Source organism: Companilactobacillus bobalius (genome assembly GCF_009764355.1).
Genome location: NZ_LNUA01000077.1, coordinates 224,699 through 242,291, shown reverse-complemented (window position 1 = coordinate 242,291; position 17,593 = coordinate 224,699). Strand labels below are relative to the sequence as shown.

The 17,593-nt window shown below is 37.5% G+C and carries 8 protein-coding genes and 5 tRNA genes; all 13 read right to left on the bottom strand.

The window, feature by feature from the left end:
- Positions 1-13 precede the first annotated feature (13 nt).
- The 13 genes from rpoC to hslO all read right to left on the bottom strand — a co-directional run bounded on the left by rpoC (position 14) and on the right by hslO (position 17,578).
- Positions 14-3,679 (bottom strand): DNA-directed RNA polymerase subunit beta', encoded by a 3,666-nt coding sequence (rpoC, locus tag ATN92_RS17540; RefSeq protein WP_056954412.1) that lies wholly within the window; start codon positions 3,677-3,679, stop codon positions 14-16.
- Between the two features lie 24 nt (positions 3,680-3,703).
- A complete protein-coding gene (gene rpoB, locus ATN92_RS17535; RefSeq protein WP_056954411.1) occupies positions 3,704-7,309 on the bottom strand; it encodes a DNA-directed RNA polymerase subunit beta in 3,606 nt (1,201 codons plus the stop codon).
- Positions 7,310-7,557: 248 nt separating this feature from the next.
- Positions 7,558-10,044: an ATP-dependent Clp protease ATP-binding subunit gene (locus ATN92_RS17530; protein ID WP_056954410.1), complete on the bottom strand. Its 2,487-nt coding sequence runs from the start codon at positions 10,042-10,044 to the stop codon at positions 7,558-7,560.
- A 243-nt stretch (positions 10,045-10,287) separates the two neighbouring features.
- A tRNA-Pro gene (locus ATN92_RS17525) sits at positions 10,288-10,361 on the bottom strand.
- A gap of 11 nt (positions 10,362-10,372) precedes the next feature.
- Positions 10,373-10,444, bottom strand: a tRNA-Gly gene (locus ATN92_RS17520).
- A 10-nt stretch (positions 10,445-10,454) separates the two neighbouring features.
- Positions 10,455-10,527: transfer RNA gene (locus ATN92_RS17515), tRNA-Thr, on the bottom strand.
- 64 nt (positions 10,528-10,591) lie between these two features.
- A tRNA-Leu gene (locus ATN92_RS17510) sits at positions 10,592-10,674 on the bottom strand.
- A gap of 37 nt (positions 10,675-10,711) precedes the next feature.
- A tRNA-Val gene (locus tag ATN92_RS17505) sits at positions 10,712-10,784 on the bottom strand.
- A 147-nt stretch (positions 10,785-10,931) separates the two neighbouring features.
- Complete coding sequence (locus ATN92_RS17500; protein WP_056954409.1) at positions 10,932-12,515, bottom strand: SLAP domain-containing protein; 1,584 nt, start codon at positions 12,513-12,515, stop codon at positions 10,932-10,934.
- Between the two features lie 122 nt (positions 12,516-12,637).
- Positions 12,638-13,624, bottom strand: coding sequence for a helix-turn-helix transcriptional regulator (locus ATN92_RS17495; protein WP_056954407.1), 987 nt, complete (start codon positions 13,622-13,624; stop codon positions 12,638-12,640).
- Between the two features lie 437 nt (positions 13,625-14,061).
- Positions 14,062-15,546, bottom strand: a complete 1,485-nt coding sequence (gene lysS, locus ATN92_RS17490) for a lysine--tRNA ligase (protein ID WP_056954682.1) — start codon at positions 15,544-15,546, stop codon at positions 14,062-14,064.
- Positions 15,547-15,621: 75 nt separating this feature from the next.
- Positions 15,622-16,626, bottom strand: a complete 1,005-nt coding sequence (dusB, locus tag ATN92_RS17485) for a tRNA dihydrouridine synthase DusB (RefSeq protein WP_056954406.1) — start codon at positions 16,624-16,626, stop codon at positions 15,622-15,624.
- Positions 16,627-16,696: 70 nt separating this feature from the next.
- Complete coding sequence (gene hslO, locus ATN92_RS17480) at positions 16,697-17,578, bottom strand: Hsp33 family molecular chaperone HslO (RefSeq protein WP_056954405.1); 882 nt, start codon at positions 17,576-17,578, stop codon at positions 16,697-16,699.
- Positions 17,579-17,593 lie beyond the last annotated feature (15 nt).

Genomic DNA, 17,593 nt, shown 5'->3' with positions numbered 1-17,593 from the left:
TTTTCATTTATTACTATTTTTCTGATTTAGCTGCATCTTCAGCTTTCATTTGAGCTTCGATGTCAGAAATTGTGTAGGCACCATTCAAAGAGTTATCTGCCATAGGGCCAGTCTTCTTTGGTTCCATATGGTTGTACTTAGCCATACCAGTACCGGCAGGAATAAGTTTACCAATAATAACATTTTCCTTAAGTCCAAGAAGTGGATCATTCTTACCACGAATTGAAGCATCAGTAAGAACTCTTGTTGTTTCCTGGAAGGAAGCGGCTGACAAGAAACTGTTTGTTTCAAGAGAAGCCTTAGTAATACCAAGAAGTACTGGACGTCCAGTAGCAGGAATACCACCATTGAACAATGTTTCACGGTTATGGTCAGTAAATTGTGAAATATCCATCAATTGACCAGGCAATACATCTGTATCACCAGGATCAAGAATACGGATCTTTCTAAGCATTTGTCTAACCATAACCTCAAAGTGCTTATCAGAGATATCAACACCCTGCATACGGTAAACCTTTTGAACTTCAGCAAGCAAGTAGTTTTCTGTATGTAGAACGTTTGTAACTTTGATCAATTCCTTAGGATCAATTGAACCTTGTGTTAACTTACCACCACGTTTAACGTGATCACCTTCGGCAACCGCAACACTTGATGTATAAGGAACACTATATGTTCTAGTATCAATATCACCTTGAACAGTAATTTCCTTGGTGTGTTCTGCTGGATTTTCATCGATGGCTGTAATTGTACCATCAACCTCTGAAATAACGGCAAGACCTTTAGGATTTCTAGCTTCAACAATTTCTTGAACACGAGGAAGTCCTTGAGTAATATCGTCACCACCAGCAACACCACCGGTATGGAAGTTACGCATAGTTAATTGTGTACCTGGTTCACCGATTGATTGAGCAGCAACAGTACCAACTGCTTCACCAATTTCAACTTCTTCACCAGTAGCAAGGTTACGACCGTAACATTTCTTACATACACCATGCTTTGTATCACATGTGAATGCTGAACGAATTGTAACGTGTGTAACACCAGCATCAACGACCTTTTGAGCCATTGTTTCATCCATCATGACACCACGAGGTACGATAACTTCGCCTGTCTTAGGATCTTTAACTGTCTTTTGTGTATAACGACCAACAAGTCTGTCATACAATGGTTCGATCATATCTGTACCTTCCATGATTGAACTTACAACAAGTCCACGGTCAGTACCACAATCTTCTTCACGAACAATAACATCTTGAGCAACATCAACTAAACGACGTGTTAAGTAACCTGAGTTAGCAGTCTTCAAGGCTGTATCAGTCATACCTTTACGAGCACCGTGGGTTGACATGAACATTTCCATGACAGATAGTCCTTCACGGAAGTTAGAAATAACAGGGATTTCCATCATACCACCATTAGGAGCAGCCATAAGTCCACGCATACCAGCTAGTTGTGTAAAGTTTGAGATGTTACCACGAGCACCGGAATCAGACATCATTGAGATAGGGTTTGTAGGATCAAATGAATCGATCAACAATTGTTGAATTTCATCCTTTGTATCGTTCCAAACACTAATAACACGATCATGTCGTTCGTTGTCAGTGATAAGACCACGACGGAATTGCTTAGAGATTGAAGCAACTTGTTTGTGAGCCTTTTCAACAATTTCAGGTTTTTGAGTTAAGTTAGGAACATCTGTAACACCAACTGTTAAACCAGATAGTGTACAAATTGTGTAACCTAATTCTTTCATATCATCAAGAAGTGATGATGTTCTTTGAACACGATATACTTTAAAGATTTGGGCAATGATATCTGATAGATAACCACTCTTAAGTGGATCTACTAGATCCATTTCATCAAGACGTTGATGAATATCTTCACCTTTACCTAGGAAGTATTTGTCAGGAACACCATTCTTTAAATTGTCATCAGTTGGTTCATTCAAGTATGGGAAATCTTCTGGAAGAATTTCGTTAAAGATTACTTTACCAACACTAGTAATCATAACTTTATCTCTTTGATCATCCTTGAATGGCTTATTAGGCATTGAATCAACAGCAATACCAATTCTTGTATGGTAATGAACATCACCATTTAGCAAAGCTGTTTGAACTTCGTTGGAATCTTTGAAGATCTTACCTTCACCAGTCATATGTCTTGTTTCAATTGTTAGATAGTAGTTACCTAAAACAACATCCTGTGAAGGTGTAACGATAGGTTTACCATCTTTAGGAGCAAGGATATGGTGAGCAGCAAGCATTAACATACGTGCTTCAGCTTGAGCTTCATCTGATAGTGGCACATGGATAGCCATCTGATCACCATCAAAATCGGCATTGTAAGCTTCACAAGCAAGTGGATGCAAACGAATTGACTTACCATCAACCAATACAGGTTCAAAGGCTTGAATACCTAGTCTATGAAGCGTAGGAGCACGGTTAAGTAATACTGGACGTTCTTTGATAACGTCTTCTAGTACATCCCAAATGTCATCATCTTGGCGATCAATCTTTCTTCTAGCATTCTTGACGTTAGAAGCAATTTCACGCTTAACAAGTTCATGCATAACGAATGGTTTGAACAATTCCAAAGCCATTTCACGAGGCAATCCACATTGATAGAACTTCAATGTAGGTCCAACATCGATAACTGAACGTCCTGAGTAATCAACACGTTTACCAAGTAAGTTTTGACGGAAACGTCCTTGCTTACCTTTAAGCATATGTGATAGTGACTTCAATGGACGGTTACCAGGTCCTGTAACAGGACGGCCACGACGACCATTATCGATCAAGGCATCAACAGCTTCTTGCAACATACGTTTTTCGTTTTGAACAATGATGTTAGGAGCATGTAGATCTAACAATCTCTTCAAACGGTTGTTACGGTTAATAACACGACGATACAAATCGTTCAAGTCAGAAGTAGCAAAACGGCCACCTTCTAGTTGAACCATAGGACGAAGATCAGGTGGAATAACAGGAATTGCTTCCATTACCATCCATTCAGGTTTATTACCTGATTTTTGGAAGGCACTTAAAATATCCAAACGTCTGATAGCACGTGTACGTTTTTGACCTTGAGCGGACTTCAATGTTTCACGTAACTCTTTAACTTCAGAATCCATATCAACTTGTCTTAGAAGATCACGAATACCTTCGGCACCCATTTCAGCGACGAATTTGTTACCAAATTCTTCACGCTTCTTACGATATTCTGTTTCAGTCAATAATTGTTTCTTTTCTAGATCTGTTTCACCAGGATCAATAACTACATATGATGCAAAGTAGATTACTTCTTCCAAGTTTCTTGGACTCATGTCCAATACGAGTCCCATACGTGATGGGATTCCCTTAAAGTACCAAATATGTGATACAGGAGCTGCTAGTTCAATATGAGCCATACGTTCACGACGAACTTTTGAACGAGTAACTTCAACACCACAGCGGTCACAAACAATACCCTTATAACGGATACGTTTGTACTTACCACAGGCACATTCCCAGTCTTTAGTTGGTCCAAAGATTCTTTCATCGAATAGACCATCTTTTTCTGGTTTTAAAGTACGGTAGTTAATAGTTTCTGGTTTCTTAACTTCTCCATAAGACCAACTACGAATCTTATCAGGAGATGCTAAACCAATTTGCATACTATCGAATTTATTAACGTCTATCAAAAGGTAACCTCCCTACAGTTTTAACTAGTTTTCTGACTTTGTACTAGTTTCAGTTGAATCCTTTGATGCTTCAAGCTTTTTAGCTTCTTCTTCAGCACGTTTTTGTTCTTGTTGTTTAGCGAATTTAGATAAGGCATCGACACTAACTGTATCTTCGTCATCATCCATATCTCTAAGTTCAATTTCCTTCTTATGTGCATCTAGAACTTTCATGTCCAATCCAAGAGCTTGTAGTTCTTTGACAAGAACACGGAATGATTCAGGAACACCAGGTTTAGGAATACTTTCACCCTTAACGATAGCTTCATAAGTCTTTACACGACCAACAATATCATCTGACTTGTATGTCAAGATTTCTTGAAGTGTATATGCGGCACCGTAAGCTTCAAGGGCCCAAACTTCCATTTCACCAAATCTCTGACCACCAAATTGTGCTTTACCACCAAGTGGTTGTTGAGTAACTAGTGAGTATGGTCCGATTGAACGAGCATGAAGTTTATCATCAACCATGTGAGCTAGTTTCAAGTAGTACATGACACCAACTGATACACGGTTCTTGAATGGTTCACCAGTGCGTCCATCATAAAGAATTGACTTACCATCTGTATCCATATCAGCTTCTTTAACAATGTCCCAAAGTTCATCATTACTTACACCATCGAAAACAGGTGTTGAAACGTGGATACCAAGTTTTCTAGCAGCCATACCTAAATGAAGATCAAGAACTTGTCCGATATTCATACGTGATGGAACACCCATTGGGTTCAATAGGATATCTACTGGAGTACCATCTGGCATGTAAGGCATATCTTCTTCTGGTACAACGATTGAAACAGTACCCTTGTTACCATGACGACCAGACATCTTATCACCAACTTGAATCTTACGCTTTTGAGCAATGTAAACACGAACTAACATGTTAACACCAGGATCAAGTTCGTCTCCGGCTTCACGAGTGAAGACCTTAACATCTTGGATAATTCCGCCACCACCATGTGGTACACGAAGTGAAGTATCACGAACTTCACGAGCTTTTTCACCAAAGATAGCATGTAACAATCTCTCTTCAGCTGATAGTTCTGTAACACCCTTAGGTGTAACTTTACCAACTAAGATATCACCATCACGAACTTCAGCACCAACACGGATAATACCGAATTCATCAAGATCCTTAAGTGAATCTTCACCAACGTTAGGAATTTCACGTGTGATTTCTTCAGGTCCAAGCTTTGTATCACGTGCTTCTGATTCATACTCTTCAATATGAATTGAAGTATATGCATCTTCACGTACTAGTTTTTCTGAAAGTACGATAGCATCTTCGTAGTTATACATATTCCATGTCATAAAGGCAATAAGTGGGTTTTGACCAAGGGCTAACTCACCATTTTCCATAGCAGGACCATCGGCAATGATATCACCCTTCTTGATCTTTTCATCCTTGTGGACAATAGGTCTTTGGTTGTAACTCTTACCATTATTTGAACGACGGAATTTAGTTACCTTATAAGTATCTGTTGTGCCGTCTTCGTCACGTTTGATAGTAACTTTCTTAGCATCAACATATTCAACAACACCATCATGATCGGCTAATAGAGCAGCACCAGAATCATGAGCAGCGATATATTCCATACCAGTACCAACAAGTGGTGCATGTGGATTGATCAAAGGAACAGCTTGACGTTGCATATTAGCACCCATCAAGGCACGGTTCGAATCATCATTTTCCAAGAAAGGAATACATGCAGTAGCTACAGAAACTACTTGCTTAGGAGAAACGTCCATGTAATCGACTTTTTCTGGAGTAGTTTCAATGTTGTCATCTTTGTGACGAGCCAAGATTGTGTTGTCTGTAAATGAACCATCATCTTCCAATGGTGTATTAGCTTGAGCAACAACATAGTTATCTTCTTCGTCAGCAGTTAAGTAATCGATCTTATCAGTTACTTTGTGAGTATCCCATGAAACACGACGATATGGTGTTTCGATGAAACCATATTTATTAATAATAGCGTATGAAGCCAAGTTATTAATAAGTCCGATATTAGGACCTTCTGGTGTTTCAATAGGACACATACGACCATAGTGAGTATAGTGAACATCACGAACTTCATATCCGGCACGATCACGAGTCAAACCACCAGGTCCAAGAGCTGATAGACGACGCTTATGTTCTAGTTCTCCAAGTGGATTAGTTTGATCCATGAATTGTGACAATTGTGATGAACCAAAGAATTCCTTAATTGAAGCAACAACTGGTCTGATATTAATCAATTGTTGAGGTGTTACAGTAGCTGAATCTTGAATTGACATTCTTTCACGTACAACACGTTCCATACGTGATAGACCAATACGGAATTGGTTTTGTAGCAATTCACCAACTGAACGAATACGACGGTTACCCAAGTGATCAATATCATCTGTTGTACCGATGTTTTCCTTCAAGTTTAAGAAGTAGTTAATACCGGCTAAAATATCGGCTGGTGTAATTGTACGGTTTTCTTCTGGAATATGACCGTTACCAATAATATTAACAACTTTTTCATTGTCAGCTTCTGAATAAACTTTGATGATTTGAACAGTAATTGGGTCTGTTAGAACACCTTCATCAGAAGGAGTCAATGTAACTGTCTTGAAATCATCTCTTTCAAGATATGGACTCAATTTGTTCATAGCATCGCGGTCAATTAGAGTATCCTTAGCTAAAACAACTTCACCTGTATCAGGGTCAGCTAATGTTTCAGCCAAAGTCTTGTTCAAAAGTCTTGTCTTAAGGTTTAACTTCTTATTGATCTTGTAACGACCAACAGGAGCTAAGTCATAACGACGTGGATCAAAGAATCTAGCATATAGCAATGAACGAGAACTATCTGCAGTCTTTGGTTCACCAGGACGGAGTCTTTCATAGATATCCTTCAAGGCTTCTTCAACACGCGAATCATTTGTATCTTTATGAACATCTTTTTCAAGTGTTAGGTTTAAAGTATCGTTTTCACCAAAAATATCAAGAACTTCTGAATCACTACCAAAGCCAAGAGCTCTAACTAATTCAGAAATAGGTAATTTTCTAGTTCTATCGATTCTTACATAGCCAAGACCTTTGGCATCTGTTTCAAATTCCAACCATGCACCACGGTTAGGAATAACAGTTGTACCATAGTTCTCACGACCATTTTTATCTGTGTCTTGATTGTAGTAAATACCAGGTGAACGTACTAATTGAGAAACAATAACACGTTCAGCACCGTTGATGATGAAAGTTCCTTCATCAGTCATGATAGGGAAATCACCAAAGAAAACATCTTGTGTCTTGATTTCACCAGTTTCATGATTAGTCAATTTCAATGTTACATGTAATGGTGCTGAGAAGTTAGCGTCATGTGCTCTAGCTTCTTCAACAGTATATTTTGGTTCTAGTAACTTGTAACCGACGTATTCCAAAGAAAGGTTTCCAGCAAAATCATCAATTGGCATAATATCGTCAAACATATCTTTTAGTCCTTCGTCTAAGAACCATTTATAAGAGTTTGTTTGGATGTCAATCAAATTTGGCAGTGGAAGTACTTCCTTGATCTTTGCATAACTACGACGAACACGGTGTGCACCATAATTAACGTTATGATAAGTCAAATTTTTCACCTCAACATATATTTTGTTCAAATCCAGACCTCAAATATTACAATTTGATTACAAATTACCTGTAAACGGTTTTAAAACCTGTTTTAAGGCAAAAAAAAACCAAAAATAGAAACGAAAATCTATTTTTGTGTTTTTTATTTAGCATAACCACGGACAATAGATCGCGGTCTGCAATTTGAACTATGAATCCCAAAAGAAATAATACACTTAAGCACTCTTCTTGTCAATAGTCAAGTCTATTATTTTTGATTAGATACTGCTTCTTTACTATTAGGACTGTCAACTGTAACAGTTAACTTCCCTTTCTTAGAGCCAACCTTAATTGAATCACCGGCTTTAACGTTCCCCATAAGTAATTGTTCACTGACTGGATCTTCAATTTCTCTTTGGATGGTTCTTCTCATTGGACGAGCACCATATTCAGGATTATAGCCATCTTTTACCAAATCACTATAAGCTGTTGGCGTGATAACTAACTTAATTTCTCTTTCAGCAAGACGTTTTCTCAAGTTATTGCTCATAATCTTAGCAATATCCTTAAGTTGTTCTTTATCTAGAGCCTTAAAGATGATTGTTTCATCAATACGGTTCAAAAATTCAGGACGGAAGAAGCGTTTCAATTCTGTATTGATACGTTCCTGCATTTCCTTAAAGTCATCGTGAACATCTTTAGCACCAAAACCAACTGATTTGTCATCTTCTAGCGATCTAGCACCAAGGTTAGAAGTCATGATAATAATAGTGTTTCGGAAATCAACTTTACGACCTTTAGCATCCGTTAAGATACCATCGTCAAGAACTTGCAATAGAATATTGAAAACATCTGGATGGGCCTTTTCAACTTCATCAAGTAGAACAACTGAGTAAGGTTCATTTCTAACCTTCTCTGTCAATTGACCACCGTCATCAAAGCCAACATATCCAGGAGCTGAACCAATCAGCTTAGAAGTACTGTATTGTTCCATGTATTCTGACATATCAACACGAATCAGATTGTCTTCAGAACCAAACATTACTTCAGCAATTGATTTAGCTAATTCAGTCTTACCAACACCAGTAGGTCCTAAGAACATAAATGAACCGATTGGACGATTAGGATCTTTCATTCCACTTCTAGCACGACGAATTGCTCGTGAAACGGCATTAATAGCATTATCCTGACCAATAACACGTTTATGAAGTTCTTTTTCAAGGTTAAGTAACTTCTCACTCTCTTTACGAGTGATTTGCTTAACTGGAACCCCAGTCCATTCGGCAATAATCTCTGCAATATCATCTGCTGTTACAACAGGCTTCTTTTGTGTTGATTTCTTGTCGTTTAACTTAGCAATTTCAGCTTGAACAGTTTGTTCTTGTTCACGAATCTTAGCGGCTTTTTCAAAGTCTTGATCCAAAATTGCGTTATTCTTGTCATCCATCAATTTCAAAGCTTGATTAGATAATTCTTCAAGTTTGTTATTCTTAGATACATTGTGGATTCTAACCTTAGCCGAAGCTTCATCCATTAAGTCAATAGCCTTATCTGGTAAGAAACGATTGGTTAAGTAACGTGTAGAAAGACGAACTGCTGCTTCAACAGCTTCATCAGAAATTGTCAAGCCATGATGCTGTTCATATCTTGGACGAAGTCCTGTCAAAATCTTAACAGAATCTTCCGCACTAGGCTCTTCAACGTAGACTTTAGCAAAACGACGCTCTAAAGCTGTATCCTTTTCAATGTACTTTTGATACTCATTAGATGTTGTTGCACCGATCAATTGCAACTCACCACGAGCTAAGGCAGGTTTTAAAATATTAGATGCGTCAATTGCACCTTCAGCACCACCAGCACCAATCAACGTATGTAATTCATCAATAAAGAGAATAACGTGCTTGTCTTCGTAAATTTCTTTAATAATTTTCTTTAAACGATCTTCAAACTCACCACGATATTTAGTACCGGCTACTAATGATCCCATATCTAACATCATGATACGTTTGTTTTGCATATCTAATGGAACTTCTTTTTTAATGATAGCAATAGCTAATCCCTCAGCAATTGCTGTCTTACCAACACCAGGTTCACCGACTAGAACAGGATTATTCTTTGTACGACGGCTCAAGATCTGGATAGTTCGATCAACTTCTTTTTTACGACCAATAACAGGATCGATTTGATTATCACGAGCTAGTTTAGTCAAATCACGAGCTAGAGAATCCAATGTTGGAGTTCCACCTTGTGATTGTTGATTCTTTTGTTTATTTAAGTTAGAAGCAAAGCCACGACGCGCAGCCTTGTTTGACATACCCATTTTACTTAATAGTAAAGATTTAGTCTTAGATAGGCTCAATCCTAAATTAACCAAAATACGGTTAGCCAAATTATCAGCATCATCAAGAATTGCTAATAAAATATGTTCTGTACCAATACGGTTAGCCTTATATAGGTTAGAATCTTCTTCCGCATTGCTCAAAATCATTTGTCCCTTAGGGGAATATGGTAAATAAATTCCTTTAGCGGTATTAGATGAGACATCCCCATAACCTGTCAGATGTTCAATCTCCTCTTCAACATCTCGATCACTTACAGCTAGATCTCTCAAAGTAATACCGGCAATACCATCATTTTCCATTACTAACCCAAGTAGAATATGTTCTGTACCAACGGCATTATGATGAAATGTATTGGCTTGTTCTTGAGCTAAAACTAGTGCATTCTTGGCGCTTTCGGTAAATACTTTGTCCATTAATGTTACCTCTACTTTTTAAGTGTCTGTTTAGAAAGTATAATTATGTTTCAAAAAAAAGCAATTATTTCATCTTGCAAAATATAAAAAAGTTAATAATTCTTCAGATTTTGCCTCCAATAGAATCCTAACACATTCACGAGATTTATAATTGATTCCTGACTTCAAAAAAATCTTTAGAGAACGAAAAAAGGTAATCAATTCATTTTCAGAATTAATTACCCTTTTAAACTTATCATGGAATCGGGAAAACAAGATTCGAACTTGCGGCCTTCACGCCCCGAACGTGACGCTCTACCAAGCTGAGCTATTTCCCGAAACCTCTCTAAGCGGAAGACGGGATTCGAACCCGCGACCCCCACCATGGCAAGGTGATGTTCTACCACTGAACTACTTCCGCATTATGACTATGCCGACTAGAGGATTCGAACCTCCGACCCCCTGTTTACAAGACAGATGCTCTGCCAACTGAGCTAAGTCGGCATTATGCCAAACGACATCTAACATAATACACAATAATTAATCCTTTTGCAAGACCAATTATCAATACGGGTGAAAGGACTTGAACCTTCATGTCCACTGGACACTAGAACCTAAATCTAGCGCGTCTGCCAATTCCGCCACACCCGCAAAAAACTAAATGATTTCCACTAAGCATTTTGCTTAATGGAGGATACAGGGTTCGAACCTGTGACCTCCTGCTTGTAAGGCAGATGCTCTCCCAGCTGAGCTAATCCTCCATAGTGTTCCTTGCTTGAAACAACTATATTATTATACCTATTGACCACAAAAATTGTCAACGAAAATTTTAAAAAAAATCCGATATAAAATTCTTACGAATTTATATCGGATTTTCTCGATTTTGGGGTTATAGCATTTTCTAGAAATTATTTAATATCGTTAGCACTGAGCCATTCATTTGTAGCAACACGATACATTGTTTGACCATCGATTGTGGCTGATTGGTCAGTTAACCAAGCTGTGTTATTACCTAAGACACGGTTAGTAATAAGTTTACCTTTTCCAGTGTATAGGTGCGCTTGTTTATTAGTAGTAATAGTTTGTTTAAGGGGATTAACTTCCAAACCATTATCTAACTTAACCCATTCGTTTGTAGCAACGCGTAAATAATTAACACCATCAAGTGACATTAATTTGTCAGCACGCCATAATGAATTACCGCCAAGAACACGATTAGTTAATTTACTTCCATTACCATCAAATAGAGTTACAGGATTATTTGGTAAGACATAGAAAGTTGTGACATGATCAGAAACTGACTTGTTTGGTGTTGTTTCTGTATTTGTATTGGTATCTGGTTTGGTAGAGTTATTATTGCTACTATTGTTGGTATTAGTATTTGTATTTGAAAGTGGCTCATTAGTATTCTTTACAGAATCAGGACCATTAAAACTACTTAATCCAACTGAAGCTATCAACTTAGTATTAGACTTTACCTTATTACCATTTTTATCAGTTACTTCGGCTGATACTAGTTTTGTAGCATCTTCGTTATACTTAACAGTTATAAATTCATTTCTGAATCTAAAGGTAACTGATCCACCTTTTAAGGCAGGAACACCAAATTGAGCTGTTGTTTCACTAAGGGTAATATCATTAGTATATTTATCAACGACAGATTTGGCTTCATCGCTTAAAGTATGTAGCGTCTTGGCATCGACATTTTCAGCAGAAACCTTATTTTGAATGGTTGTTAATTCTTGTTTATAACTATTATTAAGTTTAGCTAATTCATCTTTTTTATCAGAGCTTGTGTAGACAGTAGAAAGATATAAATCTTCATCAATATCTTTTTTCAAACTAGCTGGAGTAATAGTATCAACTACAGTTAAATTATTATTTTTATCTACATCACCGCTGAAAGTAACCTTTCCATCATTACTTACTGATACTTTTACCTCAGCCGAAATTCCTTTAGGTTGACTAACTGGAGCATAACCATTAGGCAACTCAACATAATTAGTTTGAGTCTCTCCAGCATACACAACAACTGATTTGGCTGGAATCACAACCTTTTCTTTTGTACCACTGACAATAGCATTAGTAGGCAATTCTACTGTATAGGCAATGTTATCATTATTTACTATTGAACTAGCAAGGTCATCATAAATGGCTTGTCTATCTTGATCATTTTTTGCGGTGGCTGCTTTCTTCGTATACTCTTCTTTTGCATTCTTAAGAGTAGTAATTTGTTCGGCTTTATAATTGCCGGATGAAATCATATCATCAATAGAAGCAATCTCTTGATTCAATTCTTTTTGAATATCACTTTCAACAGAAGTTTCGATTTGTTCTCCTTTATCCTCTGTCGTTCCCTCACTTTTGGCTGGAGTACCCACTTGTGTTCCTTCGTCGCTATTATCTTCAGCGTGTGCTGTCACTTGTGTTGTAGCAGCCCCGAGAGTCAATGCGGCTAAGCCCAAAACAATTGGTCCATAATACTTTTTCATATTTAAATCCCCTTATCAAATTATTTTAAATACAAATTTATCTTAGCGAACGCTAACGACAATAAATGTCGTTTACGTACTAAGTGGGAATTTTTTAAAAAAAGTCTTAAACTAAGATAACTTTATAGATCATCGTCGTCATCATTGTATAAACAATAAGTATCATAAAGTGTCTTTTTAATATCATCAGCGATAGCTTGGGGTTTCACAACGCGCAATATCGTAGTCTCACCCAGTAACCATAATTTAACTCCATCTGAATAATTAACTTCAATCTCAATTAAATTAACTGAAAAAGGAAATCTATTAGGTTTATCAAGTCGTTTAATTACGCGACAATTTGGAAATTTATCCTTGATATAACCAATATATCCGTAATATTCAAAATAAATATGTGTTCTCTTCCCCATGTATCCGTAAAGATTATGTTCAGCCTCTTTCCCATGATCCAATCGCTCACGATGTTCAATATTTAACCTTACTCTAATCGGTTCTATTTTATCCATCCAGTCAATTCTATAGGTCACATATTGATGCGTCTGCTTTTCCATTCCAGTCAAGAAGAAGTAGTAATTATCAAAGAAAGTGTGCACAGGTAAGATTTCAAACTTTTTAGTTTCAGCTTTTTCCAATCGTTCATGGTCAGTGTATTCAAATTCAATTTTCTCGCGATTAAAAATATATTGTTCCAATTCCCACAACTTTTTCTGTCGATCACTTTTATCATCAATATAGATATCAGACAGTAACTCACTAGTAACCGATGCCTTAACAAGTTTACGATTTTCAATTCCAGACATATTGACCATTTTATCAATCAAATGAGATAGTTCCCTTTTATTCAATGATCGACTAGAAACTAATATCTTAATAAGTAACAGAATCTCGTCTTCTTTTAAAAACAAATTCTGACTGACGGTATGATAACGTCCATCTTTTTTAAAATTGAAATAGTTGCTTAAAGAAATATTCTGATCAAAAGCCGATTCAATTTTTTCAATCGAACGTTGGACATTGCGAATGTTAGTATCCAATCTTTCTGCAATCTCGCGATTCAACATTGGCCTATTTTCCAAAAGTAAAAAGAATATCTCTAGTGTTAAATTCATATTCGATCCCCTCAAAACATATTTCTTAGCTATATTCTATACATCAAAGACGTCAAAATATGTCGTTTTCCTATAAACAATAATATCAACAAAAAAATACCAGTGCAGCAGCCTCTCTTTGAGATTGTTACACTGGTATTTTTATTAAGTAGATATTCATAAATAGATAACCATTGTTCTATATTGAATAGTGGAAACGAGTTACGCAGACCAGATTCCTGTGCTTTGCCTGACTTCACGAACCGTCTGCTACGCAGCCAATTCGCAAATTCCTGCAAATGCTCAGAATCTAAACGGATCTGCTTCACTCTCTATTGAAACGAGCTATGCAGGCCAATTTCTTCCGGTTTGCTACAGTACTGAAATTGCGCGCAAGGTACGCGTGCGATTCCAGTACTTAGGCAAATCCTCGGAAATTCCCAGGCCTGCTTCACTCTCTATTCTTCGCTATTGTCTTCGGGTCTCATTGTTGGGAACAAGATAACATCACGAATTGATGGTGCATCTGTTAGCAACATTACTAGTCTATCAATACCAATTCCTAGTCCACCTGTTGGTGGCATACCATATTCCATAGCTTCAACGAAGTCGTTATCAATATGTTCGGCTTCATCATTACCTTTTTCACGTTCGGCAGCTTGTGCTTCAAAACGTTCTTTTTGATCAATAGGATCATTTAGTTCAGTAAAGGCATTACCGAATTCATGGCCTAAAATGTAAACTTCGAAACGATCTGTGAAGTTAGGGTTTTCTTTGCTCTTCTTAGCAAGTGGTGAAACTTCCAAAGGATATTCGTAAACGAATGTAGGTTCCTTTAGAGTGTCTTCAACGAATTCTTCAAAGAATTCAGCAATGATATGACCAACGCCCCAGAAGTCTTCGTACTTAACACCCTTTTCATCGGCTAATTTACGAGCTTGTTCAAGATCCATATCTTGGCTGAAATCAATTCCTGTTTGTTCTTTGATTGCATCAACCATCTTGATACGTTTGAACGGCTTGCTCAAATCAATTTCTTCACCTTGATAAGTAACTTGTTGTGTACCATTGGCTTTTTGAGCAGCATGTCTGAAGAGTCCTTCGACTTCTTTCATAACATCTGTCATATCCCAATATGCAGCATATGTCTCTAGTGAAGTATATTCAGGGTTGTGTTGTGTATCCAAACCTTCGTTACGGAAAGCACGTCCAATTTCATAAACTCGTTCGAAGCCACCAACGATTAATCTCTTAAGTGGTAGTTCAAGAGCAATACGGAGATACATTTGCATATCCAAAGCATTGTGATGTGTGATGAATGGTCTAGCACTAGCACCACCAGCTTGTGTATTTAGGACAGGAGTTTCAACTGACATGAAGCCTTCACCATCTAAGTATTCACGAACAGCTGAAATAATCTTAGTACGTTTCTTGAAACGTTCAAAACTATCTTGGTTAGCAATTAGATCCAAATATCTTTGACGATAAATTTGTTCAACGTTTGTTAAACCATGGAATTTATCAGGTAATGGACGCAATGACTTAGATAGCATTGTTATATGAGTGGCTTTAACAGTTAATTCACCCATGTCTGTCTTCATGATTTCACCATGGATACCTAAATGGTCACCAATATCGGCACGTTTGAAGATATGATAGTTCTCTTCACCAACAACATCTTTACGAACATAAATTTGAATTCTGCCACTTCTATCACGGATATCAGCAAAACCAACTTTACCTTTACCACGTTTTGACATCATACGACCGGCAATAACAACTGGTAAGTCTTGTTCTTCAAGAACTTCCTTATCTTCATCACCGTACTTGTCATGAATTTCTTGAGCCAATGCAGTTCTTTCAAATCTTGAACCGAATGGATCAACACCTTCATCATAAAGTTCTTGTAGTTTTTCACGTCTGACCCTTAGTTGGTCATTCATGACTCTAGTCTTTTTTATTTCTTCTTTCGTTGGTTGCTTTTTCTTATTCTCGTTACTCAAAATTTTTCCCCCTGTCTACGAAATTCTTGAAGATCTCGCTTCTCTCTTCTCGTAACTTTCAACAAATTGATCTAATGTATCGAACACTTCCTGCATGGAATCTTCTTCCACTACTTTAGCACGTGTTCTTACTGCATGGGGAATCCCCCTTAGATAATATGCTGCCTGTTGACGAAATTCTGGAACACCAACATGCTCACCTTTTAAGTCTACCAGACGTTGGAGTTGAAGTTTAGCTATATTAATTTTTTCTGGAACGCTTGGTTCTGGTAATAATTCTCCAGTTTCTAAATAATGGTTCATCGCATTCAATCTCCATAGATTACCAAGTACGGCTCGACCTACCATGGCAGCATCTGCACCCACGTCTTCGATCATTGTCTTAGCATCTTGAGGAGTTTTAATATCACCATTACCCATAAACGGAATGGAAACACTTTGTGCTACTTCATGTAAGATATCCCAATTGGCATGTCCCATGTACATCTGGGCTTTCGTGCGACCATGCATAGCAATTGCGGAAGCTCCGCCTTCTTGTGCTGCTAGAGCATTCTCAACTGCCAAAATATGATCGTCATCCCAACCAGTTCTCATCTTCACTGTTAGAGGCTTGCTGATAGCTGAACTAACAGCCTTCACCGCTTCATATAGATGATCTGGATCTCTCAACCAACAAGAACCTGCACCAGTCTTGGTAACCTTCTTAACTGGGCATCCCATGTTGATATCGATAATGTCAGCACTAGTATTATCATCAACAAATTTAGCTGCTTGAACTAATGACTCAACACTGCCACCGAAAATCTGAATACTGACTGGATGTTCTTTAGGATCAACAAACATCATACCCAGTGTCTTTTCATTTCGATATTTAATACCTTGATCACTGATCATTTCGCAAACAGTTAAGCCAGCTCCAAACTCTCTTGCCGTAACCCGAAAAGCTGAATTGGTTATTCCAGCCATTGGAGCAACCACAATTTGATTAGGAATCGTTACATTGCCTATTTTCCATTCCATACTTTTTACCTCAAATTATTAACTACAACTTGCAATAATAACAAATTTTCTATTCATATGGCAAACATGATTAATCTTTAGTTGCAATAATTTCCTTTAATTCAGCTTCACTAAATTGATATTTATTACCACAGAACTTGCAGACTGCCTCAGCACCATGATCTTCATCAATCATAGCTTGTAGATTGGCAGTAGATAAAGTAGCTAGTGATTTAGAGAAACGTTCTTTAGAACAATCACATTGGAATTGAACTGGCATTTCATCCAAGACTTTCATCTCAACGCCATTCATAATCTTATCCAAGATTTCATTATTACTTAAGCCTTCGTTGAGTAAGGTTGATAGATTAGGGACAATCTTCAAATTAGCTTCAATTTTAGAAATATCTTTGTCGGTAGCTCCCGGCAAAGTTTGGACTAAGAATCCACCTGCAGCACCAACTTTTTCATTGGGCTCTACAAACACTGAAACACCTATAGCTGAAGGAATTTGTTCTGATTTGGCCATATAATAGGCAAAATCCATTCCGATTTCACCAGAAACTAATGGAACTTCACCAGTAAATGGTTTCTTCATATGCAAATCCTTAGTAATACTTAAAGTTCCTTTATTACCAACAGCAGCTTGAACATCAATATGACCATCTTCACGAGCCTTTAGACTCACATGTGGATTAGTAATGTAACCTTTAGTATTTCCTTTAGCATCAGCATCAACCACGATAGCGCCAACTGGGCCACCACCTTGAATTCTAGTTGTTAAAACTTCATCCTCTTTAAGAGTCGAAGTAGCAACTAGGATAGAACCAATCATCGTTCTACCTAATGCGGCACTGGAATTTCTCCAAGTGTCATGTCTCTTTTGTGCCTCTTGAATAGTTTGGGTAGCATTAACAACATAAACCCTAAACTTTCCGTCTTTAGAAACTGATTTAGTTAAAGTATCAGTCATAGTTTCCTCCGTTCA

Bases quoted from the DNA above. Each gene is read 5' to 3' on its own strand.
- ATN92_RS17530 (WP_056954410.1), bottom strand. From the start codon at position 10,044: ATGGACAAAGTATTTACCGAAAGCGCCAAGAATGCACTAGTTTTAGCT.
- ATN92_RS17500 (WP_056954409.1), bottom strand. From the start codon at position 12,515: ATGAAAAAGTATTATGGACCAATTGTTTTGGGCTTAGCCGCATTGACT.
- ATN92_RS17495 (WP_056954407.1), bottom strand. From the start codon at position 13,624: ATGAATTTAACACTAGAGATATTCTTTTTACTTTTGGAAAATAGGCCA.
- lysS (WP_056954682.1), bottom strand. From the start codon at position 15,546: ATGAATGACCAACTAAGGGTCAGACGTGAAAAACTACAAGAACTTTAT.
- dusB (WP_056954406.1), bottom strand. From the start codon at position 16,626: ATGGAATGGAAAATAGGCAATGTAACGATTCCTAATCAAATTGTGGTT.
- hslO (WP_056954405.1), bottom strand. From the start codon at position 17,578: ATGACTGATACTTTAACTAAATCAGTTTCTAAAGACGGAAAGTTTAGG.